Genomic DNA, 25177 nt, shown 5'->3' with positions numbered 1-25177 from the left:
TTTTAAAGCTTTTTCTCTAGTTTATCTTTAACAAGCCCATTGACCCAATACCAAGTATTTGGGGTATTGTTTTTATCTGACTTTATCGAGCACACTACATTAGAAGTGGAGTCAATGTTCACTTCTCGACAGTATAGGCCCAGTGCAGAGAAATAAATCGGCCCAACAGCAACATGATAATTTGGATGCGATATAGACACCAGTTCAGGTCTGTTCAAATATCCCCAATATTGTTCTGGAACTTCCTCCATCATTTCTATCGAAGATGACTCTTGCGTAACAAGTGGAAGATCTGCCTTAACGTGGCGAGGTTTACTCGCACATGCACTCAGCACTGTAATGGACACTAGAGAAATAAAGAGATGTTTATGTCTGAAAAATAGATGTTTTGTCATTTTTACGCACGCTACCGCCCTATGGTTAAACACGTTATCCATAACACGTATGTATTTTGGCAAATAAGATGCTTTGAGCACTCGGTGTACTCTGGACTTGCTCATCAGCTTCTCCCACAGTGAATGCCCCCTTTGAAGTGCGTACTAGGGTACAAGATAACTCTCCTTTGAGGCAAGTCCACACCCGCGGAAGAGTATACTCAATGGAGCATATTCGCAATTTTCCAATTAATTAGCTGCACGCAATTGTTTGGTAAAAAAACCAACTGTTTCATAAATACAACAAAAAAACCTTTTATAAGAAACTATTTACAGTCTGCCCAACTTTTAACTAGAATATGAATTGGAACTCTAAATAGAGTTTCAAACATCGATGTTTTAAAACTAGTTAACACAAGGATTAATAATGAAGAATACAGCTCTAGCTATTCTTATGGCTCTAAGCGCATCAACTGTATTTGCAGCAGAAGAAGCAGGTTCAGCAGGCGCAGCGTCTGCATCTGCAACAGGTACAACAGCCGTAGCAGTAGGTGCAGCTGCAGCAGTAACTGTAGTGGCAGTTGCAGCGTCAGATAGCGATTCAACATCTACTTCAACATCTACTTCTACTTCTACTTCTACTAACTAATTTCGTTTTGTAGATAGAAGATAATCGCCCTGAATGACTCAGGGCGATTTTATTTGTAAGAGGGAATAATGAATATCTTCCGAACGTCTAAATGGATACGCCCACTTCTCACTCTTCCGCTATTCGCCTTACTCTTTGGTTGTACACAAAAGTTCAATGATGTTTCAGCAACCGTTCAAGAAGCGTACGGTAACTACATCGATGTAGAGATGACCCCTGAAGAAATAAATGCCGTTCCTTATGCCAGTGCCTATTTAAAACTTGGGAATCAAAAACAGGTATTTGTTGTTTTAGCTTTTGCAGAGCGAAATCCTCTCAATGGAAAAATACAACTGAAATGGGTAAGTGCTGACAAAGCTATGATCGTTACGGAGAATGGGCATATAGTCAAAACGATAGGTCTACAGAATGGGGACTTAGCGGGTATTTATGGTGATGTGCCAGATTTTTCTTCTGATTCAGCCTCTGTCAACTTTGCACTCTCATACGACTGGGCAACACAATACCGTTATGGTTTTCCAGCAAATGTAACGCGTTCTTACTCAGGCCAAAAAACGTTAACAACCCCTATATCCAACACGATGACCGACGTATATAAAGAAGTTGTTGAGTTTAACAGCCTTTCTCAATCAGTCGAAAACTACTATTGGGTAAACGAGCAAGGTCAGGTTATCAAAACCTTACAATACTTAGGACCAAATATGATTCCGGTTGAGTTAACCATTTTGAAGGGATATAGCAAATCATGAGCAAGCAACTACTAACATTACTCGGTTTGGTCATGCCGCTTTTGAGTATGCCTAGCTTCGCTCAAACAGAAACCTCTGCTATGCAACCATTAAATGTTGAATTGCTAGGAGTAGGCAAACAGCTACAATTCCAAGAGCCGACTCGTTTAGAAAGCCTGTTAGCACTTGCTAAGGAGCAAAGCGTGTCTCTGCAATACTCTCTTGGTACCACTTTGTTTGACAAATCGGAACGCGCCGAAAAAAACTCTACCGCTTTAAAGAGCACAGTACTCAATCAAATGATTCAACATAATTTGGTTGCACATCCATTCTATAAATTCATTCAGAAGCAAAGCTTTGCACCACGCTTACTGTCTGCGATCGATGTTGATAAAATTCGACTAAATAAATTCGACAACCCACTGTTGCGCGGCAATCTCCTGCTCGCAAGCCCTCTGCGCGAAGAAAAAGTGTATTTCTTGGGAAACTTGAATAGCGTGTATTCTATTAAAGGGCAAGCTGGCATCCCTTTGCAGAAGCAAATAGAGAATTTGAAAAGTAACATTGGTGCATTATCAACACCACCAGTGTTGATCTACCCAGATGGTCACGTAGTTAAGCCACATCACGGAGCTTGGTTAACAACACAATATTACCTACCACCTCTGACCTTGGTATATGTACCGTTTGGTGATCTTGAACGGTCTGACATGGATCAAGATATAATCCGCCTACTCACTCAATTGATACCAAATGCTACAAAGAGACCGTAATGATACCAATTAGAAAAAGCTTAACCCTTTCTTTAATGGGCCCAGCATTGGTTTGGGCTCAAGAAGTACCCTTTGAGGCTCCCTCGTTACAGCCTTCTCAATCTGATTTTGGTGGTGTTGGCTTGATGCAGATGCCAACAGGACGTATGGCTCCTGAAGGGGAATTCAACTTTTCTGTTACCGGTAGTGATGAGTACCTTTTTTACAACGTTACTCTGCAACTAATGCCTTGGTTAGAAACAACCATTCGTTATACTTCGGTGCGAGATTTGCTTTATAGTAAGGATCCTAGTTTCTCGGGAGATACAAACTATACCGATAAAGGTATTGACTTTAAAATTCGATTGCTAAAAGAATCTCAGTATATTCCTGAGCTATCACTGGGTGTTCGAGACTTTGCTGGTACCGGCTTATTCGATGGAGAATACATCGCAGCTACGAAGCGGTATTCCAACTCTGAGCTAGGGACCTTTGATTTTACTTTTGGTATTGGTTGGGGGTCGCTAGGCACTCGTGACAACATCTCTAACCCGACTTGTAAATTGTCAGATCGATTTTGTGAACGCCCCTCTGACTATTTAGATACAGGTGGCACAACTAACTTTGATAGAGCATTTAAAGGACCAACTGCATTGTTTGGTGGTGTTGAATATCAAACCTTACATGCACCATTACGCTTTAAACTCGAATACGATAGCAATGATTACAGCGAAGACTTCCCTGTGGTAAAAGGTGGCGTGGACATGACACCACATACTCCTTGGAACTTTGGTGTGCTCTATCGTCTAGGAATGGCTGATTTTCGTTTAAGCTATGAACGCGGCGACACTTTGGTCGCAGGCTTAACACTAAACACTAATTTCAATGACATGCCATCTTTTTGGCGAGACACACCTACGCCAGAAGTAGAAAGCAATCAGCCAGAAGAACTGTCTGATGTTGACTGGGAGCGTGTAACAGAAGATTTAGACAAAATTGCAGGTTACCAAAACACGCGCATTTATGTTGATGACAACACCGTAACTGTCGTTGGTGAACAGAAGAAATATCGTGACCGTACAGAGGCACATGAAAAAGCGGCGGCTGTACTTCATAATGAAATGCCTAAAAGTATTGATACCTATGCGATCAATGAACGTAGCCGAGGCTTAGTCGGCGAACAAACGATTATTTCCAAGGAGAAATATCGCGACTTTGCCCAAGTTAATTACATCAACCCCAAAATAGAAGATGCAACCGCAAAAGCTAACAATAAGCCAAGTGGAGAATCTGTCTATGATGGTTTTGAACGTTTTGATTGGGGCTTTGCACCGAAGCTTGTTCAAACTCTCGGTAACGCAGAAGATTTCTACCTCTTTAGTGTGGGGCTAAGCGGTAATGCCTCATACTGGCTGACGGACAACCTTGAAATTGGCGGCTCGTTGTACTGGGATTGGTATAACAACTACGATAAGTTTAACTATGTAACTCCACCTGATGGTACTACTGTTCCTCGCGTTCGTACCATGTTCCGCGCTTACCAAAATGAACATGCTATAACCATGTCAAACTTACAATTGACTTGGTTCCAAGAGTATTCCGATACCATGGATCAACAATTCTACGCGGGTTATCTGGAGAGCATGTTTGCTGGAGTCGGTACCGAGTTTCTTTACCGACCACAAGGAGCTAACTGGGCGATTGGCGCTGACGTCAACGTAATTTCTCAACGTGATCCACAAAGTTACTTCGGTGTTTACGATGAGAAATGGCAAAACGTGCCAGAATATGGACGTCCGTTCCAAGTTATTGATAAAGGATTCACTGGTTTTGTATCTGGTTACTACTACCCTCAATGGGAATTCCTGCAAGATTTGATGATCCAAGTCGATGTTGGTCAGTTCCTAGCTGGCGATGTTGGTACACAAATCAATGTTTCTAAGCAGTTCAAGAGTGGCGTAATTGCTGGCGCCTTTGCCTCATTTACAGACTTGTCTGCGGACGAATTTGGTGAAGGTAGCTTTACTAAAGGTTTCTACTTGTCGATTCCGTTTGACATCATGACCGTTAAGCCAAGTAGCAATCGTGCGAACTTTAGTTGGCAGCCTCTTACTCGTGACGGAGGGCAGAAGCTCGGCCGCAAATACAGCTTAATTGAGTTAACCGACGAACGAAATCCTTGGTACCAAAGACCTAACCGTTCGGATGTGGAATAATAAAGTAATCAAGGGAGCTGCGGCTCCCTTTTTCATATCTAGATACTGAGTCATAGAAGACTAAAACCTATCTTCCTGCTTCCAATAGCGCTACTTTTCGTTTCTTGCTAGAATTCCAGAGAAAATTTTAATCTATGGTGGAAGTTCTATGATCATCGTAACTGGTGGCGCTGGCATGATCGGCAGCAACATTGTTAAAGCACTAAACGAAGCTGGTATTAACGATATCCTGGTTGTCGACAACCTAAAAAATGGAAAAAAATTTAAGAACTTAGTTGATCTGGACATCACAGATTACATGGATCGTGACGACTTTCTGACCCAAATTATGGCGGGCGATGATTTTGGTCCGATTGAGGCAATTTTCCACGAAGGTGCTTGCTCTGCAACGACTGAGTGGGATGGTAAGTACATGATGCTAAACAACTACGAGTACTCTAAAGAGCTGCTTCATTACTGTTTAGATCGCGAGATTCCATTCCTATACGCTTCTTCAGCAGCCACTTACGGCGATACAGATACTTTCGTTGAAGAACGCGAATACGAAGGCGCACTGAATGTATACGGTTACTCGAAACAGCAGTTTGATAACTACGTTCGTCGCCTATGGCAAGACGCTGAAGAACATGGTGAGACCCTTTCTCAAATCACTGGCTTCCGCTACTTCAACGTATATGGCCCACGTGAAGACCACAAAGGTAGCATGGCATCAGTTGCGTTCCACCTAAACAACCAACTTAACGCAGGTGAAAATCCTAAATTGTTCGCGGGCAGCGAATCATTCAAACGCGACTTTGTTTACGTTGGTGATGTCTGTAAAGTAAACCTGTGGTTCTTAGAAAACGGCGTATCAGGCATTTTTAACTGTGGTACTGGCCGTGCTGAATCTTTTGAAGAGGTAGCAAAAGCAGTTATCAAGCATCATGGCAAAGGCCAAATTGAAACCATCCCATTCCCTGAGCACCTAAAAGGCGCTTACCAAGAATTCACACAAGCGGATCTGACCAAACTGCGCACCGCAGGCTGTGATGTTGAATTCAAGACAGTTGCAGAAGGCGTTGCCGAATACTTGACTATCCAAAACAGTTAAGCACCACAAGGTGGTAGAACCATAACCTGCCACCTTTACTCAAATGCAATAGCCTGTATCATTCCTAACTATCTTTTTTCTCATTTAAACCACTTCGCCCGTACACGAATAGGTAACTAGACACGCCATGACCATAAAACGTGATGACTTCGACCCTAAAGCATATAACCCTGAGTTTAAGCGCCACTTTCTGTCGCCTAAGTACTGGGGCACGTGGTTAGGTGTTATCTTATTTTTACCTTTATCATTAATGCCACTGGGTTTACAAAAGTGGTTGGCGAAAACCATAGCCAAAAAACTGTCGAAATCCCACAAGGGGCCAGCTCACCGAGCGAGGGTTAACTTTGAGCTGTGTTTTCCGGAAAAGTCGTTCCAAGAACGTGAAGCTTTGATAGAAAAAACACTCTACACAGCAGCCATGTTCTTTTTTCGCTTCGGGTTACTAAGTTTACGCTCACCAAAATGGCTTCAGAACCGTTGCCAAATTCGCGGCCTAGACATTTTACGACAGCACATTGATAACAACGAAAATGTGATTTTAATGGTTCCCCACTCTTGGGCAATTGATGTGCCTGCTATCTTGCTCGCGTCAATGGGAATGCCAGTTTCTGCAATGGCGAAGAAACAAAAGAATGATGTTGCTGACTGGCTAATGCACAAGCAAAGAGTCCAATACGGTGGCCGTGTTTATGAACGCTCAGGTGGCATTAAGCCTTTCCTGAAATCCATTCGAGATGGCTATGTCGGGTATTACCTACCCGATCAAGATCACGGCCCAGAGCATAGTGTGTTTGTGGATTTTTTTGCAACACGTAAAGCAACGCTACCTGGTTTAGGCAAAATTGCGAAACTATCACGCTCAAAAGTACTGCCTCTATTTGCGTCGATGAACACTGAAGATGGTACGTTTGATATTGAGATTTTACCAGCGTTTGAGCTGGATAAAGGCGAAGAGCAAGACGCTCGTACCTGTAATGAAGCCATTGAATATTTTGTCGGTGATAAACCCGAACAATATATGTGGGTACTACAGTTGCTGCACTCTCAAGAAGACGGCAATAACTATTACAATTTGTTTAAACCAAGATATAACAGCGACTGGAAAGTGCAGTGAAAGTATTTGTCGTAAGCTTGGCTCGATCGCTAGATCGCCGAGAACGTATTGAAGAAAAGTTAAAACAACAAGGCATTACGTTTGAATTTTTTGATGCAATAGATGGCTCTGTTGACCGTTTTCTTCATTCAGAAAAAAGTCGTCCTACCATTACTCTACGCCGCAAAGGGTATCAATTAAAAACCAGTGAAGTCGCCTGTTTTGCAAGCCATTACGAGTTGTGGGTTCGCTGTGTTGAGCTTGATGAACCGATCGTCATCTTAGAAGACAACGTCGACCCCGTAGAAGGGCTGAAGCAAGCACTCGAACATACCCTTCCATTGACTTCTAATTATGACTACATCAAGTTGTCTGCCACTCAGAAGCGTGTATTCACCCCAATCGTACCTATTGATGATAATCATATGCTAGGGGGATACTCAGCAGGCACTTGTGGTACCACCGCTTATATCGTCACACCTAAAGCAGCCTCAAAGTTTGTTATGCATGCTCAAAAGTTTATTGAACCAGTCGATGACTACATGGAAAAACCATGGAGACATGGTGTTCAAGTTTACAGCGTGTCTCCAGATCTTTTTACTAGAGCAGAGATTGCTTCGACGATTGGTGGTAAAAGAAAAGATAAATCCAAAATGACTCTTGCGAATAAAATATACGCTGAACTTTTTAGAACTTATGAGTCAATTTTGAAATTCCTATACTGGAAAAACAAAGCATGAAGATTTTAGTCATTGGCCCTGCATGGGTCGGCGATATGGTAATGTCGCAATCGTTATATATCGTATTAAAGCAACGTCATCCAGATAGCCAAATTGACGTTATCGCTCCAGGATGGTGTAAACCGATTCTTGAGCGTATGCCAGAAATCCACCAAGCGATTGAAATGCCTATCGGTCATGGTGAATTTAACTTATTAGGCCGCAGGGAAATTGGTAAATCATTACGTGAAAAGCAATATGACCACGCCTATATCTTGCCTAAATCAGCGAAATCAGCACTGATCCCATGGTTTGCCAACATTCCTCTTCGTACTGGCTGGAAGGGAGAAATGCGCTATGGTTTATTGAATGACTTACGCCCCAACATGAAGTCTTTTCAATACATGGTAGAACGCTATGTAGCATTAGCTTATCCAAAAGCAGAGATGGTGGACTCCAACTCCCTTGGCGGGCTTGAAACCTTGCCCCGCCCACGCCTTGCAATCAACGCGGCTGAGCAACTAGCCACGATCAAAAAGTTCAACTTAGCCCAAGACCAAACAATTATTGGACTGTGCCCAGGAGCAGAGTTTGGTCCCGCAAAAAAATGGCCCGAAACACACTACGCTGAAGTTGCGACGCAAATGGCTCGATCTGGGCATCAAATCTGGTTGTTTGGTTCTCAAAAAGACTTAGAGACTTGTAACAATATCCGCGCACTTGTTCCGACGCAATTCCATGAGCACATTCATGTTCTAGCAGGCCAAACCAGCTTAATTGAAGCGGTCGACCTACTTGCTGCATGTAAGACTGTTGTCGCGAATGACTCCGGCTTAATGCATGTGGCGGCTGCAGTTGGTTGTAATGTTGTTGCCGTATATGGTTCAACATCACCGAAGTACACCCCCCCACTCGCAGAAAAAGTGGAGATTGTTCATACCGATATTGATTGTCGCCCTTGTTTCCAGCGTGAATGTCAATACAAACACCTTAAGTGCTTGACAGAACTTTCGCCTAAGCAAGTGCTAGATAGCATCCAAAAACTTGACGCCATTACGATAAGCTCATGTTAGTTCGTATTGTTTATACCTTACTGCTCGCTCTCGCGTCACCGCTGCTTTTATTTGGTTTGTACAAAAGCAAACCAAATAAGCCTAAGTTCGGCTCTCGCTGGAAAGAGCACTTCGGCATAACTCCCAAGCTAAAAAGCAACGACAAACCTATTTGGATACATGCCGTATCTGTTGGTGAAAGCATAGCAGCAACACCTTTAATTAAAGCCCTTAAGGAACAAAACCCCGAACAATCTATTCTAGTTACTACAACAACAAGTACCGGAGCTGAACAGATTGCTAAGTTGGGTGATTTAATTGAACACCGCTATATGCCAATTGACTTTGGTTTTGCTATCAAAGGTTTTCTTAAATCAGTACAACCAAAACAAATGTTGATCATTGAGACTGAGCTGTGGCCAAACACGCTTCACCATGTTTACAAAGCGGGTATCCCTATAACTGTCGTGAATGCGCGCCTATCTGAAAAATCGTGTCAGAACTACGCCAAAATACAGCGGCTTTTTAACCAGCTTCATCCATGCCTAACTCAAGTACTCTGCCAAACGGATTCAGATGCAGAGCGCTTCGAACGCTTAGGCGTTGAGAAAAATAAACTATCCGTTACCGGCTCGATTAAGTTCGATATTCAAATATCAGAGCAAGTGAAACAGCAAGGACAGCAGCTTCGAGCCCAGCTTGGAAAGGATCGTCCAATTTGGATTGCAGCTAGCACCCACAAAGGCGAGGACGAACAGGTATTAGATGCACATAGACAAGTTTTAAAATCTCATCCAAATGCATTACTTATTTTGGTTCCTCGCCATCCGGAACGATTTGATGATGTATTCACGCTTTGCCAACAGCAAGGCTTTAACACTGTGCGTCGTACTTCAACGCATGCAGTAGAGACAAATACTCAAGTATATCTCGGCGATACAATGGGTGAGATGCTAACGTTGATGGGTGCAGCAGACATCTGCTTTATGGGCGGTAGCCTAATTGGAGATAAGGTTGGTGGGCACAATGTGCTAGAGCCTGCCATGTTAGAAAAAGTCATAATCACTGGCCCTAGCTATTTCAACTTTAAGGAGATTGTTGAAAACTTACTAGCTGTGGATGGTATCTTAATTGTGCCAGACTCAACGACCCTTGCCCTAAGGACTACAGAGATCATTTCTCAACAAGATAAATATTTACTCCGAGCTTTGCATGCTAATAAATGGGCCTCATCCAATCAAGGCGCTCTAAACCGAACAATGAGCTTACTCCCACAAAGTGATAAGTAATAACTTAATAATTAGTTTGATAAATACCTCACTTTTACTATTAAGCTTGTATGTTTTACTGTACTAAGCACATTACCTGTTTAACTTAAAAAGAATATCCATTATGCAAAAAATTTTAGACTGTACTCTTCGCGATGGTGGCTACTATAATCACTGGGACTTTTCACCAGAAGTCGTTGACGCTTACCTCACTGCAGTTGCAAAAGCTAAAATTGATTATGTTGAATTAGGGCTTCGTAATTATCCTAAATCTGTTTACAGTGGTCCATTTGCTTATACGACTGAAGAGTTTCTAAACACGCTACACCTACCGAAAGGTCCGACATATGGCGTAATGGTTGATGCAAAAACTTTGCTAGATGCGGGTAAGCCTGTTGAAGCTGCCATCAATGATCTTTTTGTACCAGCACAAGAAAGTAAAGTTGATCTCGTTCGTATCGCGGCACATTTCAATGAAGCAGAGCAGTGTGAAAGCATGATTAAAGCTTTCAAAGAAATGGGGTATATCGTTGGCCTAAATCTGATGCAAGCGGGCGGAAAACCATCCCAAGTTATTGCGGAAAAGGTACAGGCGGTAGCAAAAGCAACCCCTGATGTTATCTATTTTGCTGACTCTCTCGGAAATATGGATGGTGCAGAAGTCACTCGCATTGCCGAAATTGTAAAGCAAAACTGGGATGGCGACATTGGTATCCACACCCATAACAACATGGGTCAAGCAATGTCCAATACGATGACTGCTCGTTCGAATGGTGTTACATGGTTGGATGTGACCGTTACCGGAATGGGACGAGGCGCTGGGAATGCCCAGACCGAAAACCTGCTCGCCGAACTTGATGGACTAGATAAATACTTGCCAACAGCAATATATGAACTAGTTATTCGCCATTTTGAGCCAATGCAAAGAAGATACGGTTGGGGCTCAAGCCTTCTATATTACTTGGGGGCCAAAAACGATATTCACCCAACTTACATCCAGAATATGCTTTCAAATCCTAATTACGGAACAGAAGAAATTGTTGGTGCTATCGAGCATTTAAAAAAGCTAGAAGGTACAACAAGCTATAATGGTGATGTCTTAGAAGAAGCGCTTACTGTAGGGAAAATAAGCCAACCGACTGAAAGCCAATCAGATCTATCAGGTATCTTTTCAGGAAAAGAAGTCTTACTGGTCACTAATACGCCCAATACGGCAACACATAGAGTCGCGATCGAAACATACATTAAAACTCGAAAGCCTATCGTAATTGGCATCAATACAAAGCATGAGATTGACACTGAGCTTTTCGATTACTTTGCTGTATCTCATAACTCTAAATACTTGTCAGAAAGCAGCCATTACTCAGAGGTAGCCAAACCCGTATTTTTGCCAAAGAACCGCTTTGACGAAGACGAGCTAAGTAAATTTAGTAATATTTCTATGATTGATTACAGTAGCACCATAGAGAAGGATACTCTCACCGCCCATAAAAACTACTGTACACTACCGTATGATAATACCGCTGCATATGCGTTATGTATCGCTTTTATAGGTCAAGCGCAGAAGATATCTCTCGTTGGTTTTGATGGTTATGATGTGACTGACCGACGCCAAATGGAAATGAATGAGATCTTTAGCATGGTTAGTCAGCAGTTTGGAAGTACATCAATTCAAGCGTTAACCCCAACCACTTATCCAGTAAAAGCAGGGTCTATTTATGCACCCGCTATTTAATGGCTATGATACTGTTATTTTTGACTGCGATGGCGTGATCCTAGACTCAAATAACCTCAAAATTGATGCCATGCGTAATGCTTTACGCATGGCTCAAGTATCAGAGCTCGAAATAGATAAGTGTTGCACTTATTTTAAAGCTAATTTTGGCAAATCGCGTTTTCATCATGTGAGTTACTTTGTTGAACATTTCATCACAAATGCAGATGAAGCATTGTACGAACGTATACTAAACTGCTACTCAAAGCAGTGTGAAGAGCTATACATGGAAGCTCAACTGACGCCTAATTTTATTGCAGCAATTACAGATTGCCCAGCCAAACTCTATGTAGCGAGTGGATCTGCTCAAGACGAATTACGAGAAGTATTTGTTAAAAGAGAGCTGGCGCAATATTTTACGTTAATTCTAGGATCACCTACCGCGAAAGCAGATAACGTTGCAACCATCCTAAAGGAGTCTTCAGGCGCGGCTCTAATGATCGGTGACGCATTATCAGACTTTCACGCAGCCAAAGAGAATAATATTGATTTTCTTGGCTATCTTCCTTTTTCAAATGTAAAAGAAGAGCTTGAAAGCTTATCAAAAAGTGAAGGTTTCAATATTCTAAGGAGTTGGTAAGCATGAGTGTCCATGTTTTTCTACCATGCCGGAAAGGCAGTGAACGTATCCCAAACAAAAATACCAAAGACTTTGCAGGTGTAAAAGGTGGGTTACTAAAAATCAAACTGGATCAGTTAATCAATATAACTGACCTAGATTCGATAGTCGTATCTTCAAACGATGACTTTGTACTGGATTTTGCTTCAACATATAAAGATTCTCGCATACGAATAGATGAACGCCCAGAGCACCTAGGGGCAAGTTCAACAAGCACTGATGATCTTATTAGATATGTTCCTTCGATTATTACTACGGGTCACGTACTTTGGACTCATGTAACCTCACCATTCTTAGACGAGTCAGGTTATAGCGCTATTATCAAACAGTATAATCAAGCACTCACGGAAGGTTATGATTCATTAATGACGGTCAAAGAACTACGTGGGTTTATTTGGAATAAAGATAAGCCAATTAGCTACGATCGTAATATAGAAAAATGGCCTAGAACTCAGACAATTGAACCTCTTTATGAAATCGATAGCTCAGTCTTTTTAAATAGTGTAGAAAACTACAAAAAGCTAAATGATCGAATTGGACTAAAGCCTTCGATGTACATACAGGATGCAGAGAGCTCAATTGATATAGATTGGCCAGAGGACTTTACTTTCGCTGAATCTATGTGGTTACAGAAAAATAAATGATCATCGGTAAATAGACATTACAATTGTAGCGTCTATTTACCTGTCATTTCATCGTCTAGGATAAGCATCGATCATAGAGAAACTAGACCTATTCACGATTTTTACCCCTTTGAGATCGGCCCATTTATTTAACAGTTGATGTGCATAAAACGTCAAGAAAGTTAATCGCATCAAGTCCGTCATATTAAAAGGTTTGACCTTTTGAGGATTTTCTAGGAGCGGCAACTTCTCTTCTTTTCCATAGAAATGCTTGTAGACCATATAAAGCTGGTTGCTCTCTTGATCAACATGGACATCATTATGGAAGCTCATATCCGCTCCAAATATTTCCACTGAATCATATTCACATAGAATTGCTACATACACAGCAAAGATAAGCACATTGACAGCTGGAGGTGCGACGATACCAGAAGATAGTGCCATTGGGCCATATTTAATATTAGTTACATTACTAGGAATTGCTCGCAGCACTTTTATCGCTATGTTGCTGTTTTTGATATTGCCTTGAATGAACTCTCTGTCAGCAAAGTCAGGAATAATCAATTGCATTTCCCAAGACACAAGTTCATTTAGATCTTTAAACAATTTATCTCTTTTTTCCACCAGAGAGCTATGGGTGGTTTCATCCCAGAAATAGCTATCAATTAAAATATATTTATTAGGTTTCAACGCCGTAAAATGCTCAGACTCTGAGAAATGATTAACAGCAATCACATCACTATCTGTACCAATACTATTAATATCTGACTTTAAGGATGGTCCATTACCTAAAACCGTACATTTCTCATGTGTACGATAAAAGTCTTTAGGTGAATCAGTGCTTTTATCGCTTCGCTTTTTGAATGAACGGAAAGTTGAAGAAAAATGCCTCTTCATACTTATCGATTGCTTTATATTTTTAATTTTATTCATCTTAACCTACGCAAAACTTTTAAAACCGTTCGATAATCCAGCGTTTTAACAAAATAACAAATCGCTTCGCTGTACAAAGCAGACTTTGATTGTGAAAGTGATGCCATAAACTCAGCGGTACACATACGCTTTTTAATCGCACTCACAACTTTAGTGGCGTTTTTACTCTCTGCATCTCGCAAGTTCATTTTAAGATCTTGCAGTTCACGCTGAGCATTAATTACTGTGTTGTCATACCTTTCTTCACGTGTTTCTTTTGCGAACGTTGATATGCCACCCAATCGATATTGGATCCATTTTTTGTTTTCATGATGAATACCATTTAACAAAAAGGCTCGAAGGACATTGATGCGATCTTCATTGATGATGTCTTTGTTGTAAGGAGCAAACTCGTTCAGTACATCAGAGGTAAAAGCGGCGCAACAACCATCTACTGCACACTTTCTATTAATAATATTTTCGAGTGTGTACGGCTTTTTATTTTGCTTAATCGATTCAAATGACTCAATAACATCGCCTTGCTCAGAAATTTTGTCGTAACCACCAATAATTAAGCTTGGTTTGCCATTTTTCAACCAGGCTTCATAAGTTTCCTCAACTCGGCTCGGCATCGCTATATCATCGCCAGCTTGTACAATAATAAGCTTATTTTGGTATTGCCCCCGCAAGGAGTTGATTTGGCTAACTAAACCAACATTTTGCTTATTGTGGCGATATTCAATATTTAATCCTTTAGGCGCAAACTCTAAAAGCGATAGAATTATTTTATGACTATCATCAGGTGAACAGTCATCCAAGATCAATAATTGGCTTGGCCACACGGTCTGGTTCAATGCCGCTGGCAATGTTTTCTCAAGATAACGAGATTGTTTATAACAAAAGAAGACATAAACCACGTCTTCTAATACTTGCACATGCTCTTGTGTCATTACTCAACCTTAAAAGAGTTGATTGCATCGACTACTTCTTGACTCTCGTCTTCACTCAAGTAGGACGACATTGGCAATGACAGCACCTCATTTTGTAACTGCTCAGTCAACGCTAATGACAGATGACCAAACTCTTTATAAGCCTGCTGTTTATGCGGCGCTATCGGGTAATGTACTTGTGTTTGAATACCATGCTCTGATAAATGCTTAACCAATGCATCTCGGTGTGAAGTTCGCACCACAAACAAATGCCATACATGTGCCTCAGGCTCTGTCACTTCCGGCAAGATAATATTCGGGTTGTTGATTTCGCGTAAGTAAAATGCCGCCAACTCCTGACGCGCTTTCGTCTGCGCTGGAAGGTAGTTCAGTTTCACTGACAACATCGCCGACTGAATTTCATCCAAACGACTGTTCAATCCTTGATAAAGATTCTGGTATTTAACATGTGAACCGTAGTTTCGAAGGGCACGCAAGGTTTCGGCAAGCTCTTCATCGTTGGTCGTAATAGCGCCACCATCACCCAATGCACCTAGGTTTTTACCCGGATAGAAGCTAAAGCCTGAGGCGTCACCCCATGCTCCAGACTTCTTACCATCAAGTGTCGCACCATGAGACTGGGCGCTGTCTTCCAACACGAGAAGATTGTGTTTTGTTGCCAACGCCATAATCGCTGGCATATCGGCCAACTGGCCGTACAGGTGCACCGGCAAAATGACTTTCGTCTTTTCTGTAATCGCCGCTTCAATCGCTTCAGGACTGATATTGTGCGTCTGCTCATCCGGCTCCACAAACACCGGAACCAAGTCCGCTTCGGTGACCGCCAATACCGATGCGATATAGGTATTACCCGGTACGATAACTTCATCACCTTTGTTGATTTTTCCTAGCTCTCGCCAAGCCTTTAACGTCAGTGTTAAAGCATCTAAGCCATTCGCAACGCCTATACAGTGTTTAACACCACAGTAGTCAGCAAATGCTTGTTCAAACTGTTCCGTTTCCTTGCCAAGGATATACCAGCCAGATTCAATCACGCGTGCACAGGCTTGTTTCAATTCGTCTTCGTACTCGGCATTTAAGCGCTTTAGCTCTAAAAAATTAACGTTCATTATCTACCTAGGATTTTTTCACACTTCAATTTCATTGGCTCAATATCTGACGGGTATATTTCATAAAGATAATCCAAGTCTGTATCGCCAACGAGTCGAGCACCGAACTTTTCATGGAATTTGTTTACCGCATGGTTATCTTTGCGAACATCGAAGTGGCATTTTTTAAAACCCAACACATCAAAGCCAAATTGATAAACTAAAAGAGCACTTTCGAGGGCAGCGTAACGTGTTTTTTCATGATTCAGGATCCAACTTCCCCAACAAAAAGAAACACCTTTAAAGTCGTAAAGTCTAACTGTTCCGCATTTGGTTCCATCTAGCCTCTCTATAATGAAGTAAAACTGCTTCTTTTGTTGCTCGTCCTCTTTATACGCTCTTATCCATAATCTTTGTGCTTCAACACTTGTATCGCATTTGGACAAGTGTGTATTGTATTTTTCATCACCTCGAAGCTGAGTTATAAACTCTGCATCATCTTCTTGAACAAGGCGAAGTTGTATTGTCTTACTTTTCAGCATGTTTGTTTACCACATTCAAAAATTCAGCATAATCGCGTATGTAATCGGCTTCATCATACAATTCACTAGCGACAACCATTAGCACACAATCTTCAGAAAAGTCGTGCATCTCACGCCATTTTAAGCCTTTGATATGCAGTCCTACATCGGGAGATGAAAGCGTCACTTTCTCTTTCGTGGTGCCATCATCAATGACGAAAGTCACGCTACCTTTCATACAGATAGCGACTTGCTCTAAGTCGTAGTGTGCATGAAAGCCCCTAGCTAAACCGCTTTGTGTATCAAAGATGTAGTAAATACGTTTGATATCAAACGGAATGTTTTTGTGTTGCTCTAACGAGATTAGTGAACCTCGCTCATCACCCATTTTCTGAAAAGATATTAGCGGTATATTTGACATTTATTCTTCCAATAACTCAAGAAGATAGCGGCCATAATCGTTTTTAGATAAGGCTTTTCCTGCGGCTTGAATGTGCTCTCGCGTTAACCACCCTCGGCGATAAGCAATCTCTTCTAAGCAAGCCACTTTATAACCTTGTCGTTTCTCGATCGTTTCGACAAAGTGAGCAGCTTCAAGCAAGCTGCCATGTGTCCCCGTGTCTAACCACGCAAAGCCGCGCCCTAGCACGTCAACCGTCAATTTCCCTTGCTCTAAGTAAGCTTGGTTAATACTCGTAATTTCTAACTCGCCACGATGAGACGGTTGAATAGTTTTGGCAATGTCCACGACGCGGTTATCGTAGAAATACAGTCCGGTCACGGCGTAATTGGATTTTGGCTTGAATGGCTTCTCTTCAATCGATAGCGCTCGCATCTCTTCATCAAATTCCACCACACCAAAGCGCTCAGGATCTTTCACTTTATAGCCAAAGACCGTCGCACCTTCCGTTAAAGCAGCGGCTTGCTGCAACTTCGGAGTGAACCCTTGCCCATAAAAGATGTTGTCACCCAGCACCAAACATACTGAGTCATCGCCAATGAATTCTTCACCAATGATGAAGGCTTGAGCTAAGCCATCTGGGCTTGGCTGAATCGCGTATTGCAACTCAATGCCAAACTCTGAGCCATCACCTAATAGACGCTGAAAACCCTCCTGGTCTTCTGGCGTGGTGATGATCAAGATTTCACGAATGCCCGCAAGCATGAGTACTGACAACGGGTAGTAAATCATTGGTTTGTCATAAACCGGCAGTAACTGCTTAGAAACACCGCGTGTAATAGGGTAAAGGCGAGTGCCCGAGCCACCTGCTAAAATAATGCCTTTCATTATTCGCCCGCTCCTAATCGCTCTAAACTGTATGAACCATCAAGCACGCGTTGCCACCATTGCGGATTATTGAGGTACCATTCCACGGTTTTACGAATGCCGCTTTCAAAGGTTTCTTCTGGCGTCCAGTTAAGCTCTTGAGCAATCTTGGTCGCATCAATTGCGTAGCGCACATCATGACCGGGGCGATCTTTCACATACGTGATCAAAGATTCATAAGACTCAACACCTGCAGGTTTGTTTGGTCGCAGCTCTTCAAGCAAAGCACAAATGGTTTTCACCACTTCGATGTTGGCTTTTTCGTTATGGCCACCAATGTTGTAGGTTTCACCGACTTCACCTTCGTTGACCACTTTGTACAGCGCGCGAGCATGGTCTTCCACAAACAGCCAATCTCGGATCTGCATACCATCACCATACACAGGCAACGGCTTGCCATCGAGGGCATTTAAAATCATCAGAGGGATCAACTTCTCTGGGAAGTGGTACGGGCCATAGTTGTTGGAGCAATTAGTGATAAGTGTTGGTAAGCCATAAGTACGTTGCCAAGCGCGAACCAGGTGATCGCTCGAAGCTTTAGATGCAGAATATGGGCTGCTCGGCGCGTATGAAGTGGTTTCGGTGAACAAATCATCCGTTCCCTCTAAATCACCATACACTTCATCCGTAGAAATATGATGAAAACGGAATGCCGATTGGCGCGCTTCATCTAAGCCCGACCAATATTGACGAGCCGCTTCAAGCAAATGGTAAGTGCCCATCACGTTGGTCTCAATAAAAGCAGCAGGACCATCAATAGAGCGATCGACATGAGACTCAGCCGCCAAATGCATCACCTTATCGGGTTGATGCTCTGAAAACACGCGATCTAGTTCAGCTCGGTCACAGATATCCACTTGCTCGAAGTAGTAACGTTCACTCTCTGAGACATCAACCAGTGATTCTAGATTCCCTGCGTAGGTCAGTTTATCTAAATTGATGACGGTATCTTGGGTGTCACGAATGATATGTCGGACAACAGCTGAGCCAATGAAGCCTGCTCCACCGGTTACTAATATTTTCATTACAAATGTTACCTACGTTAATTTTTGTGCCATCAGATACACATGAATACTTTATGATTATTGTAGTTTATAGACTCACTCGAGCATCGTTAGACTCAAGAAGGCTTACTTAGAGCAATTAATATAAAATGATAAAAAACTCAATTAAGATTGAGAAGCATAACCGTCCTGAAAATGTTCAAAATCGGATTCTTGCCAAATAATCTGTCGCTTTAAACGCTCTTTATTAAATGAACGCAAAAGTCTATTTAGATTTTGATGCTTCCAGTCACCAGAAGTTTCAAAACGACACTTATCAAAATCGATAATCCATACCTTATCTTTGTCGTCGATCAAGATATTGTGGATATTCAAATCGGTATGGTTAACGCCAACCTGATGCATCTTGGCAATTTCTTGCCCTATTTTCTGATACATTTCTACCGATAAAGACTGTTCTTGCAAGATACTAACCAGATCTCTGGCGTTTGGGATTCGCTCACTTAATAAATCAGCTTGATAGAAGAGTCCTGACTTTACGGCTCTTGCTGCAATAGGACGAGGAACGTGCACCCCAGCCTCAATTAGCGCCAACAAAAGCTGAAACTCTTGCGCACAACGGGTGTTATCCCAGCCAGAGAACCAATAATGATCGTTAACTAACTTCCCAAACAAACCGCCACGACGGTAATGACGTAGTGCCGCTTGCATGTTCTCTAGTTGGATAAACCATGTCGTGCCTCGCCCCATCGCACTGCCAACCACCTTGTCGGAGGACTGCCAGTATTCCTCATAAAATATCGGTTGGCTAGGGTCTGTAATGATCTCGTCATCAAACCAGATCACTTGGTTGTTGTTTTTATACTGTTGAATCATACGCTCACCCTCTAGCCTAAATACCGGCTGGCTAATATATACAACCAAGTAAATGCAGCAAACGCCAAAGCAACCATAACGGCAGCAGAGCCTATATCTTTAGCTCGACCACTGAGTTCATGCCGTTCAATACCGATACGATCAACCACTGCCTCAATCGCTGAGTTTACAAGCTCTACAATCAAGACTAATACCACGACCCCGATCATTAAGATACGCTCAACCATGCCGACATCCACTAGCCAAGCCAAAATCACGGCGATACTCAACAGAGCCAACTCTTGTCGAATGGCAGCTTCATGCTTAAAAGCCGCTTTTAATCCTTGGATCGAATAACCCGTCGCTTTAACGATACGCTTTAGCCCGGTGTTACCCGGCTTGCCAGATTCTTGCGATTGATGTGGTGTTGTCTTTGACATTGCAGAACACTTATCAGTACTTAGCTATATTCGAGCCGTGTATTTTACATTTATTGGGGATGTCTGCATAATTTACCTGCCTCTATTCATCGAATCAGACAATAATTATGTTCACTTCTGCCCCATCGTCACTATGCGTCTTGCGCTTGTCCGCTATCGGAGACGTTTGCAATACTATCGCCACCATTCAAGCTATTCAGAAACACTGGCCTTCGACCCAGATTACCTGGATAACGGGTAAACTTGAAGCCCAGTTATTAGCCGCCATCGATGGTGTAGAAGTGATTGTTTTTGATAAAAAAGCGGGACTTGATGGCTACAAATCACTTTGGCGACAGCTGAAAGGCAGAGAGTTTGATGCGCTATTGCATATGCAGTACGCGATTCGAGCGAGTGTCGCAACGTTGGGCATTAAAGCAAAATACAAACTTGGTTTCTCTTCTGATAGAAGCCAGGACTTTCAAACACTATTTACCAATGTCAAAGTGCCTTCCCCGCAATCTCTGCATGTCGCAGATGGCTTAATGGCCTTTGCCCATCAAATTGGGGTACCAAAGGCAGGACTAGACTGGGTACTTTCTTATTCAGACCACGACCAAGCTTGGGCAGAGTCTCATATTTCTCGTAGTAAACCTAACCTGCTGATTGTGCCTGGTGCGAGCAAAGCTTATAAAAACTGGAACGCGGAAGGTTATGTGGATGTGATTCATCACGCCAGAGCAAAAGGCTGGAACGTGATTCTGGCAGGCAGCCCTGCTCAGGTAGAATTGGATCTGGCAGAAGCCATTCAATCTCGCTTGGAAGAACCGTGTCTAAATTTAGTTGGACAAAGTTCAATTCTGCAAATGCTTGCGTTAATAGATAAGGTTGAAATGGTCATCGCCCCCGATACCGGACCAGCACACATGGCGAATGCCATGAAAACGCCAATCATCGGGCTCTATGCACACCATAATCCGCTGCGAGTGGGACCTTACCGCTACCTAAAATACGTTGTCTCAGTGTATGAAGAAACGATCTTTGCGGAAACAGGTAAAAACAGTCACGAGTTAAGCTGGCGAACTCGCGCTAAAGATGAAACGGCAATGAACCGCATTACCAGCACTCAAGTAATGAGCATGTTCGATCAAGTCTTAGAAGATTTGTATCCTCAATACCAGTAAACTTACTGTCTTGATTTGTTAAGAAGGAAATGACCTTGTCCAAACCAACCTTAGCCGTTGCCTTAATTGTAAAAAATGAAGAGAAGCACTTACAAGCTTGTCTAGACACAGTAAAAGATTGGGTCGATGAGATTGTCCTTCTAGACTCGGGCAGCACCGATCGCACCGAAGAAATCGCCCGACAATACACAGATAAGTTTTACACCAATCTAGATTGGCCAGGATTCGGTAAACAGCGCCAACTGGCGCAGCAATACGTTACGGCAGACTACGTTTTGTGGCTTGATGCGGACGAACAAGTCACTCCAGAGCTAAAAGAAAGTATCTTACACGCGGTATCAGCCAATAAGCCGAACGTTTTATACAAACTTAATCGACTAAGCTCAGCGTTTGGTAAGTTCATCTACCATTCTGGTTGGTCTCCAGACTGGATTGTGCGCTTATATCGCACCGAATATACACAATATAATGATTCGCTCGTTCATGAAAAAGTTGATGAGAAAAACTATCAAACTGAAAAACTGGATGGTCGACTGCATCACTACACTTACGAGCACCTGCATCATTACATCAATAAAACCACTGGCTACCTCAAGGCCTGGACAGATGAACGGGAAGGTAAAAAGAAAGCGGGGTTAACGACCGCTATCGTTCACGCTCTTGCGAGCTTTTTGAAGATGTATGTGCTCAAACGAGGTTTCCTTGATGGCAAACATGGCTTCATTCTAGCTTGGCTAAGCATGCACTCTACTTTTGTAAAATACATCGATCTCTACTTACGTGAACAGGCAAGAAAATCATGAAAACGACTTTAATTATCACCACTTACAACTGGAAAGAAGCATTAAAAGCGGTGTTAGAAAGCGTGAAACGTCAAACCGTTTTGCCTGACGAAGTCATTGTTGCAGATGATGGCTCTCGAGAAGACACCAAAGCAATGGTTGACCAAATGCGTGAAGGTTTTCCGGTTCCACTGATTCATAGTTGGCACGAGGATAATGGCTTTCAGCTTTCAATGAGCCGCAACCGTGCGATCGCCAAAGCATCAGGTGACTACCTCATCATGATTGATGGCGACATGGTGCTGTCCCAAACGTTTATTGAATCACATAAGCAAGTCGCAAAACCAAATTGGTTTGTGCAGGGTGGACGTGTGTTAACGGATGAAAGCTGCAGCAAGGCCATCATGGAAAACGGCTTAGTGCCTTCCATTTTCAGCAAAGGCATTCGCAATCGTAAAAACTGCATCACCAACGCCTTGCTATCGAAATGGTTCTCTTACGAGCGTAATAACGATAAAGCCACTCGCGGCTGCAACATGGCGTTTTGGCGACAAGATGTCATCGAGGTGAATGGCTTCAACCAAGATTTTGTTGGATGGGGACGCGAAGACAGCGAGTTTGTTCATCGCATGTTGAATGCGGGTAAGTCACGTCTTTACCTAAAATTCGCAGGTGTAGGCTACCACTTGTACCACGTAGAAAACTCTCGTGCGTCACTCGGACAAAATGACGAGATTTTAGAGAACACCATTAAAAACAAGCTTAAACGCTGTGAGAATGGTGTTGATCAATTTCTAGAAGCTTAAGATTATAAAAAAGGGGCGTTTCGCCCCTTTTTTATTGTTGCTGAGATAAAGCGAAGTACTTATCGGCAACCATCAATGAGATCAAACGCTCTTTACGTTTATCTTTGAACTGCTCAACCCACTGGTGCGCATTTTCAATGATCGCTAATGCTTCTTGCTCATTCGCTAGGTAATAATCCATCTTTTCGGGTAAATCCGAATAGTCATCCTTCACTTCAACATAGTGGACGCCTGCCTCTAACTTACCTTCCATAAACCAAGTCTCATATTTTGGCTTTGACATAATAACCAAGGAGTTAGACGACATAGCCCACTTAAGGTTGGTGGCCACATCATTGCCTTCTATACAGAGCAAAAACTTATACTGCAGTTGCTCTTCAATACTCATAAAGCCCTTTTCCCATGGTTTCCCTTCTACCGGGCGGGTCTGGCCAATATTGCATTGCGGATGGTTATAAAACGCATGAATTACCTTTTTACGATGCGGCTGAAAACCCACGCCGCGCCACGCTACCATGTCCTTTTTATCTTGATAGCGAACAGGATCATCAATAAATTTAAAATGACGAACTTGATTAAGTTTCAACACCACTGAATTTTGGTTGTTACCAAAAATAGGGCGGCTTTTTATAAAGCTCGGTACATTGGGGATGTGTGTAACATCGCCGTTGATGTAGTTAAACGCAAAACTGGAAGGGAAATAGCGTACAACTTGGCGAAGATCGAAAAAATACGTCCAGCCTTTCGTTTTTTTGAATGTATCGATGGTCGCGTAACTTTGTTCTCGGCTATCGACTGAAAACGGCATTTCACACTTATTGTAATAGTTCACCCGCTCAAGACAGCGGTGCTGCTCTGCCTCAGTCAGATTCGAAAGTAAACGCTTGGCTTGTGCTCGATATACAAAGCGAGGGATAAGTATCGAGAGAGCGTTTGAGAAATAATAAGGGAACTTACTGTCTTTCATTCAGTTTTTCCCCAATCGCGATGGCTACTGGCTTGGGAACGAATTGTTCGATACTTCCGCCATGAATCGCGACTTCTCTCACGATAGTCGACGATAAAAACGCAAACTCTTCTTCAGGAGTTAAAAATACGCTCTCAATTCCTGGTAATAGCTTTCGGTACATGTTGGTCAGTCCAAACTCGTATTCAAAGTCTACCGTTGTTCGTAAACCACGAATAAGAACCTTAGCTTTCTCATTTCTCGCGAAATCCACTAATAACCCGGAGAACCCCTTTACCGTCACACCAGGTAAATGCGCTACAACGTCCTGCATCAGTGCAACGCGCTCTTCCAATGAAAACATAGTGTTCTTCGATGGGCTTGCGGCTACGCCAATCACAACCTCATCAAACATTTCGTGAGTACGTTCTATTAGATTGAGGTGACCATTAGTCACTGGATCAAAAGTGCCCGGATAAATGACTTTCATATAATTTACTAAGTTATTCGAAACTGATTGAATTATTGAGGCTCTAGCGCAAGATTACAACAACTTAAGCTCGATATTAGCTCGTCTTACTTCTGACACTCACCACAAAAGAAGGTATTACGCTGCCCTATTTTTAGCTCTTGAAGTCGTTCGCCGCATTCTGGGCATGGCTCTCCGGCTTTTCCGTAAACCAATAACTCTTGTGCAAAGTAACCCGGCTTTCCATCGGCTTGCGCAAAGTCTTTCAGCGTAGTCCCACCTTGCGTAATGGCAATCTCAAGTGTCATTTTGATATTTTCAACAAGTAACCCCCACTCTTGAGAAGTTAGCTTACCTGCAGGCCTTGAAGGGTGAATTCGAGATTTAAACAACGACTCATTCGCGTAGATGTTCCCGACACCAACCACGACTTTGTTGTCCATGATGAACTGCTTGACGGCGACACGCTTATTTTTAGCTTTCTCCGCTACATATTCCGCATTGAACTCTTCAGTTAAAGGCTCAGGCCCCATGTTTGCTAGTACAGCATGTGACTCGTCAGGAGCACACCACAGCCATGCCCCAAAACGACGCGGATCGTTATAACGCAGTATTTTTCCACTGCTTAGTTTGAGATCCACATGATCGTGCTTTGCTGGCGGAAAGTCGGCATCTAGGACACGTAAAGACCCCGACATGCCCAAGTGAACAATGGCTGTACCTGTGTTTGTCTCGATCAGTAAGTATTTCGCGCGACGGCTAATCGCACGGATCACCTGCCCTTCCAATTTTTTAAGCTCTGTAGGAATATCCCAGCGCAATTTAGGCGTTCGAAAAGTAAACGACTGGATCGTTTGTCCAACCATGTGGGGGCTAATCCCCATACGGCTGACTTCAACTTCTGGCAACTCAGGCATTAGATTCTCCAATTCACCGGCTAATAGTTCTCGCTGCTAG

At 42.7% G+C, this 25177-nt stretch carries 28 protein-coding genes; 15 read left to right on the top strand and 13 right to left on the bottom strand.

Annotation, left to right across the window (positions count from 1 at the left end):
* Positions 1 to 2 precede the first annotated feature (2 nt).
* Positions 3 to 500, bottom strand: a complete 498-nt coding sequence (locus R7Q47_RS17775) for a hypothetical protein (RefSeq protein WP_154204901.1) — start codon at positions 498 to 500, stop codon at positions 3 to 5.
* Positions 501 to 801: 301 nt separating this feature from the next.
* On the opposite strand from R7Q47_RS17775, the gene R7Q47_RS17770 reads away from it, so the two are divergent.
* The 12 genes from R7Q47_RS17770 (at position 802) to R7Q47_RS17715 (ending at position 12978) form a co-directional block, all read left to right on the top strand.
* A complete protein-coding gene (locus R7Q47_RS17770) occupies positions 802 to 1023 on the top strand; it encodes a hypothetical protein (protein WP_154204902.1) in 222 nt (73 codons plus the stop codon).
* A gap of 68 nt (positions 1024 to 1091) precedes the next feature.
* Positions 1092 to 1772, top strand: a complete 681-nt coding sequence (locus R7Q47_RS17765; RefSeq protein ID WP_154204903.1) for a YjbF family lipoprotein — start codon at positions 1092 to 1094, stop codon at positions 1770 to 1772.
* Positions 1769 to 2524: a capsule biosynthesis GfcC family protein gene (locus tag R7Q47_RS17760; protein ID WP_154204904.1), complete on the top strand. Its 756-nt coding sequence runs from the start codon at positions 1769 to 1771 to the stop codon at positions 2522 to 2524. The genes R7Q47_RS17765 and R7Q47_RS17760 overlap by 4 nt, the downstream gene beginning before the upstream one ends.
* Entirely contained in the window at positions 2524 to 4719 is a 2196-nt protein-coding gene (locus R7Q47_RS17755; protein ID WP_248487249.1) for a YjbH domain-containing protein, read from the top strand. The genes R7Q47_RS17760 and R7Q47_RS17755 overlap by 1 nt, the downstream gene beginning before the upstream one ends.
* Before the next feature lie 148 nt (positions 4720 to 4867).
* Positions 4868 to 5809 (top strand): ADP-glyceromanno-heptose 6-epimerase, encoded by a 942-nt coding sequence (gene rfaD / locus R7Q47_RS17750; RefSeq protein ID WP_017634969.1) that lies wholly within the window; start codon positions 4868 to 4870, stop codon positions 5807 to 5809.
* Positions 5810 to 5936: 127 nt separating this feature from the next.
* Positions 5937 to 6923, top strand: a complete 987-nt coding sequence (lpxM, locus tag R7Q47_RS17745; RefSeq protein WP_017634970.1) for a lauroyl-Kdo(2)-lipid IV(A) myristoyltransferase — start codon at positions 5937 to 5939, stop codon at positions 6921 to 6923.
* Positions 6920 to 7642, top strand: a complete 723-nt coding sequence (locus R7Q47_RS17740; RefSeq protein ID WP_213874585.1) for a glycosyltransferase family 25 protein — start codon at positions 6920 to 6922, stop codon at positions 7640 to 7642. Before lpxM ends, R7Q47_RS17740 begins: the two co-directional genes overlap by 4 nt.
* A complete protein-coding gene (gene waaF / locus R7Q47_RS17735) occupies positions 7639 to 8694 on the top strand; it encodes a lipopolysaccharide heptosyltransferase II (RefSeq protein ID WP_213874586.1) in 1056 nt (351 codons plus the stop codon). The genes R7Q47_RS17740 and waaF overlap by 4 nt, the downstream gene beginning before the upstream one ends.
* Entirely contained in the window at positions 8688 to 9962 is a 1275-nt protein-coding gene (waaA, locus tag R7Q47_RS17730) for a lipid IV(A) 3-deoxy-D-manno-octulosonic acid transferase (RefSeq protein WP_213874587.1), read from the top strand. Before waaF ends, waaA begins: the two co-directional genes overlap by 7 nt.
* Positions 9963 to 10065: 103 nt before the next feature.
* Positions 10066 to 11676 (top strand): aldolase catalytic domain-containing protein, encoded by a 1611-nt coding sequence (locus R7Q47_RS17725; protein WP_053303379.1) that lies wholly within the window; start codon positions 10066 to 10068, stop codon positions 11674 to 11676.
* Entirely contained in the window at positions 11660 to 12295 is a 636-nt protein-coding gene (locus tag R7Q47_RS17720; protein ID WP_054701124.1) for an HAD family hydrolase, read from the top strand. Before R7Q47_RS17725 ends, R7Q47_RS17720 begins: the two co-directional genes overlap by 17 nt.
* A gap of 2 nt (positions 12296 to 12297) precedes the next feature.
* Positions 12298 to 12978 carry a cytidylyltransferase domain-containing protein gene (locus R7Q47_RS17715; RefSeq protein WP_017634976.1) on the top strand — a complete coding sequence of 227 codons (681 nt, stop codon included), beginning with the start codon at positions 12298 to 12300 and terminating at the stop codon, positions 12976 to 12978.
* A gap of 48 nt (positions 12979 to 13026) precedes the next feature.
* Here R7Q47_RS17715 and R7Q47_RS17710 read toward each other — a convergent pair whose 3' ends face one another.
* The 9 genes from R7Q47_RS17710 to R7Q47_RS17670 form a co-directional block, all read right to left on the bottom strand.
* A complete protein-coding gene (locus R7Q47_RS17710) occupies positions 13027 to 13890 on the bottom strand; it encodes a hypothetical protein (protein ID WP_017820716.1) in 864 nt (287 codons plus the stop codon).
* On the bottom strand, positions 13887 to 14819 hold the full coding sequence (locus tag R7Q47_RS17705) for a glycosyltransferase family 2 protein (protein WP_017820715.1): 933 nt from the start codon (positions 14817 to 14819) through the stop codon (positions 13887 to 13889). The genes R7Q47_RS17710 and R7Q47_RS17705 overlap by 4 nt, the downstream gene beginning before the upstream one ends.
* Entirely contained in the window at positions 14819 to 15928 is a 1110-nt protein-coding gene (locus R7Q47_RS17700) for a DegT/DnrJ/EryC1/StrS family aminotransferase (RefSeq protein ID WP_017634981.1), read from the bottom strand. The genes R7Q47_RS17705 and R7Q47_RS17700 overlap by 1 nt, the downstream gene beginning before the upstream one ends.
* Positions 15928 to 16449: a GNAT family N-acetyltransferase gene (locus R7Q47_RS17695; RefSeq protein WP_017634982.1), complete on the bottom strand. Its 522-nt coding sequence runs from the start codon at positions 16447 to 16449 to the stop codon at positions 15928 to 15930. The genes R7Q47_RS17700 and R7Q47_RS17695 overlap by 1 nt, the downstream gene beginning before the upstream one ends.
* On the bottom strand, positions 16436 to 16849 hold the full coding sequence (locus R7Q47_RS17690) for a sugar 3,4-ketoisomerase (protein ID WP_005489486.1): 414 nt from the start codon (positions 16847 to 16849) through the stop codon (positions 16436 to 16438). The genes R7Q47_RS17695 and R7Q47_RS17690 overlap by 14 nt, the downstream gene beginning before the upstream one ends.
* Complete coding sequence (gene rfbA / locus R7Q47_RS17685; protein WP_005379428.1) at positions 16850 to 17716, bottom strand: glucose-1-phosphate thymidylyltransferase RfbA; 867 nt, start codon at positions 17714 to 17716, stop codon at positions 16850 to 16852.
* A complete protein-coding gene (gene rfbB, locus R7Q47_RS17680; RefSeq protein ID WP_318089273.1) occupies positions 17716 to 18780 on the bottom strand; it encodes a dTDP-glucose 4,6-dehydratase in 1065 nt (354 codons plus the stop codon). Before rfbB ends, rfbA begins: the two co-directional genes overlap by 1 nt.
* 144 nt (positions 18781 to 18924) lie before the next feature.
* The gene (locus R7Q47_RS17675) at positions 18925 to 19635 is read right to left on the bottom strand and encodes a 3-deoxy-D-manno-octulosonic acid kinase (protein ID WP_318089272.1); all 711 of its coding nucleotides are present in this window, start codon (positions 19633 to 19635) and stop codon (positions 18925 to 18927) included.
* 11 nt (positions 19636 to 19646) lie between these two features.
* Positions 19647 to 20054, bottom strand: a complete 408-nt coding sequence (locus R7Q47_RS17670; RefSeq protein WP_005395798.1) for a diacylglycerol kinase — start codon at positions 20052 to 20054, stop codon at positions 19647 to 19649.
* A 107-nt stretch (positions 20055 to 20161) separates the two neighbouring features.
* Between R7Q47_RS17670 and R7Q47_RS17665 the strand changes: the two genes are divergently transcribed.
* Genes R7Q47_RS17665 through R7Q47_RS17655 form a run of 3 tightly spaced genes read left to right on the top strand, consistent with a single transcriptional unit; the run spans position 20162 to position 22805 of the window.
* Positions 20162 to 21217, top strand: a complete 1056-nt coding sequence (locus R7Q47_RS17665; RefSeq protein WP_005384789.1) for a glycosyltransferase family 9 protein — start codon at positions 20162 to 20164, stop codon at positions 21215 to 21217.
* Positions 21218 to 21252: 35 nt separating this feature from the next.
* A complete protein-coding gene (locus R7Q47_RS17660) occupies positions 21253 to 22020 on the top strand; it encodes a glycosyltransferase family 2 protein (RefSeq protein ID WP_047103887.1) in 768 nt (255 codons plus the stop codon).
* Positions 22017 to 22805, top strand: a complete 789-nt coding sequence (locus R7Q47_RS17655; RefSeq protein ID WP_005379421.1) for a glycosyltransferase family 2 protein — start codon at positions 22017 to 22019, stop codon at positions 22803 to 22805. Before R7Q47_RS17660 ends, R7Q47_RS17655 begins: the two co-directional genes overlap by 4 nt.
* A gap of 31 nt (positions 22806 to 22836) precedes the next feature.
* Here R7Q47_RS17655 and R7Q47_RS17650 read toward each other — a convergent pair whose 3' ends face one another.
* The 3 genes from R7Q47_RS17650 to mutM all read right to left on the bottom strand — a co-directional run bounded on the left by R7Q47_RS17650 (position 22837) and on the right by mutM (position 25137).
* Positions 22837 to 23772 carry a glycosyl transferase family 90 gene (locus R7Q47_RS17650; RefSeq protein WP_047103787.1) on the bottom strand — a complete coding sequence of 312 codons (936 nt, stop codon included), beginning with the start codon at positions 23770 to 23772 and terminating at the stop codon, positions 22837 to 22839.
* Positions 23759 to 24241 carry a pantetheine-phosphate adenylyltransferase gene (coaD, locus tag R7Q47_RS17645; protein ID WP_017820709.1) on the bottom strand — a complete coding sequence of 161 codons (483 nt, stop codon included), beginning with the start codon at positions 24239 to 24241 and terminating at the stop codon, positions 23759 to 23761. Before coaD ends, R7Q47_RS17650 begins: the two co-directional genes overlap by 14 nt.
* Positions 24242 to 24327: 86 nt before the next feature.
* A complete protein-coding gene (gene mutM, locus R7Q47_RS17640) occupies positions 24328 to 25137 on the bottom strand; it encodes a bifunctional DNA-formamidopyrimidine glycosylase/DNA-(apurinic or apyrimidinic site) lyase (protein ID WP_239945670.1) in 810 nt (269 codons plus the stop codon).
* Positions 25138 to 25177 lie beyond the last annotated feature (40 nt).

The organism is Vibrio sp. Vb0349, from assembly GCF_033338975.1.
This window is presented reverse-complemented; position numbering and strand designations above follow the sequence as displayed.

Excerpts from the sequence above, each read along its gene's own strand:
- R7Q47_RS17775 (WP_154204901.1), bottom strand. The coding sequence starts at position 500 with ATGAGCAAGTCCAGAGTACACCGAGTGCTCAAAGCATCTTATTTGCCA.
- R7Q47_RS17770 (WP_154204902.1), top strand. The coding sequence starts at position 802 with ATGAAGAATACAGCTCTAGCTATTCTTATGGCTCTAAGCGCATCAACT.
- R7Q47_RS17765 (WP_154204903.1), top strand. The coding sequence starts at position 1,092 with ATGAATATCTTCCGAACGTCTAAATGGATACGCCCACTTCTCACTCTT.
- R7Q47_RS17760 (WP_154204904.1), top strand. The coding sequence starts at position 1,769 with ATGAGCAAGCAACTACTAACATTACTCGGTTTGGTCATGCCGCTTTTG.
- R7Q47_RS17755 (WP_248487249.1), top strand. The coding sequence starts at position 2,524 with ATGATACCAATTAGAAAAAGCTTAACCCTTTCTTTAATGGGCCCAGCA.
- rfaD (WP_017634969.1), top strand. The coding sequence starts at position 4,868 with ATGATCATCGTAACTGGTGGCGCTGGCATGATCGGCAGCAACATTGTT.
- lpxM (WP_017634970.1), top strand. The coding sequence starts at position 5,937 with ATGACCATAAAACGTGATGACTTCGACCCTAAAGCATATAACCCTGAG.
- waaF (WP_213874586.1), top strand. The coding sequence starts at position 7,639 with ATGAAGATTTTAGTCATTGGCCCTGCATGGGTCGGCGATATGGTAATG.
- waaA (WP_213874587.1), top strand. The coding sequence starts at position 8,688 with ATGTTAGTTCGTATTGTTTATACCTTACTGCTCGCTCTCGCGTCACCG.
- R7Q47_RS17725 (WP_053303379.1), top strand. The coding sequence starts at position 10,066 with ATGCAAAAAATTTTAGACTGTACTCTTCGCGATGGTGGCTACTATAAT.
- R7Q47_RS17720 (WP_054701124.1), top strand. The coding sequence starts at position 11,660 with ATGCACCCGCTATTTAATGGCTATGATACTGTTATTTTTGACTGCGAT.
- R7Q47_RS17715 (WP_017634976.1), top strand. The coding sequence starts at position 12,298 with ATGAGTGTCCATGTTTTTCTACCATGCCGGAAAGGCAGTGAACGTATC.
- R7Q47_RS17710 (WP_017820716.1), bottom strand. The coding sequence starts at position 13,890 with ATGAATAAAATTAAAAATATAAAGCAATCGATAAGTATGAAGAGGCAT.
- R7Q47_RS17705 (WP_017820715.1), bottom strand. The coding sequence starts at position 14,819 with ATGACACAAGAGCATGTGCAAGTATTAGAAGACGTGGTTTATGTCTTC.
- R7Q47_RS17700 (WP_017634981.1), bottom strand. The coding sequence starts at position 15,928 with ATGAACGTTAATTTTTTAGAGCTAAAGCGCTTAAATGCCGAGTACGAA.
- R7Q47_RS17695 (WP_017634982.1), bottom strand. The coding sequence starts at position 16,449 with ATGCTGAAAAGTAAGACAATACAACTTCGCCTTGTTCAAGAAGATGAT.
- R7Q47_RS17690 (WP_005489486.1), bottom strand. The coding sequence starts at position 16,849 with ATGTCAAATATACCGCTAATATCTTTTCAGAAAATGGGTGATGAGCGA.
- rfbA (WP_005379428.1), bottom strand. The coding sequence starts at position 17,716 with ATGAAAGGCATTATTTTAGCAGGTGGCTCGGGCACTCGCCTTTACCCT.
- rfbB (WP_318089273.1), bottom strand. The coding sequence starts at position 18,780 with ATGAAAATATTAGTAACCGGTGGAGCAGGCTTCATTGGCTCAGCTGTT.
- R7Q47_RS17675 (WP_318089272.1), bottom strand. The coding sequence starts at position 19,635 with ATGATTCAACAGTATAAAAACAACAACCAAGTGATCTGGTTTGATGAC.
- R7Q47_RS17670 (WP_005395798.1), bottom strand. The coding sequence starts at position 20,054 with ATGTCAAAGACAACACCACATCAATCGCAAGAATCTGGCAAGCCGGGT.
- R7Q47_RS17665 (WP_005384789.1), top strand. The coding sequence starts at position 20,162 with ATGTTCACTTCTGCCCCATCGTCACTATGCGTCTTGCGCTTGTCCGCT.
- R7Q47_RS17655 (WP_005379421.1), top strand. The coding sequence starts at position 22,017 with ATGAAAACGACTTTAATTATCACCACTTACAACTGGAAAGAAGCATTA.
- R7Q47_RS17650 (WP_047103787.1), bottom strand. The coding sequence starts at position 23,772 with ATGAAAGACAGTAAGTTCCCTTATTATTTCTCAAACGCTCTCTCGATA.
- coaD (WP_017820709.1), bottom strand. The coding sequence starts at position 24,241 with ATGAAAGTCATTTATCCGGGCACTTTTGATCCAGTGACTAATGGTCAC.
- mutM (WP_239945670.1), bottom strand. The coding sequence starts at position 25,137 with ATGCCTGAGTTGCCAGAAGTTGAAGTCAGCCGTATGGGGATTAGCCCC.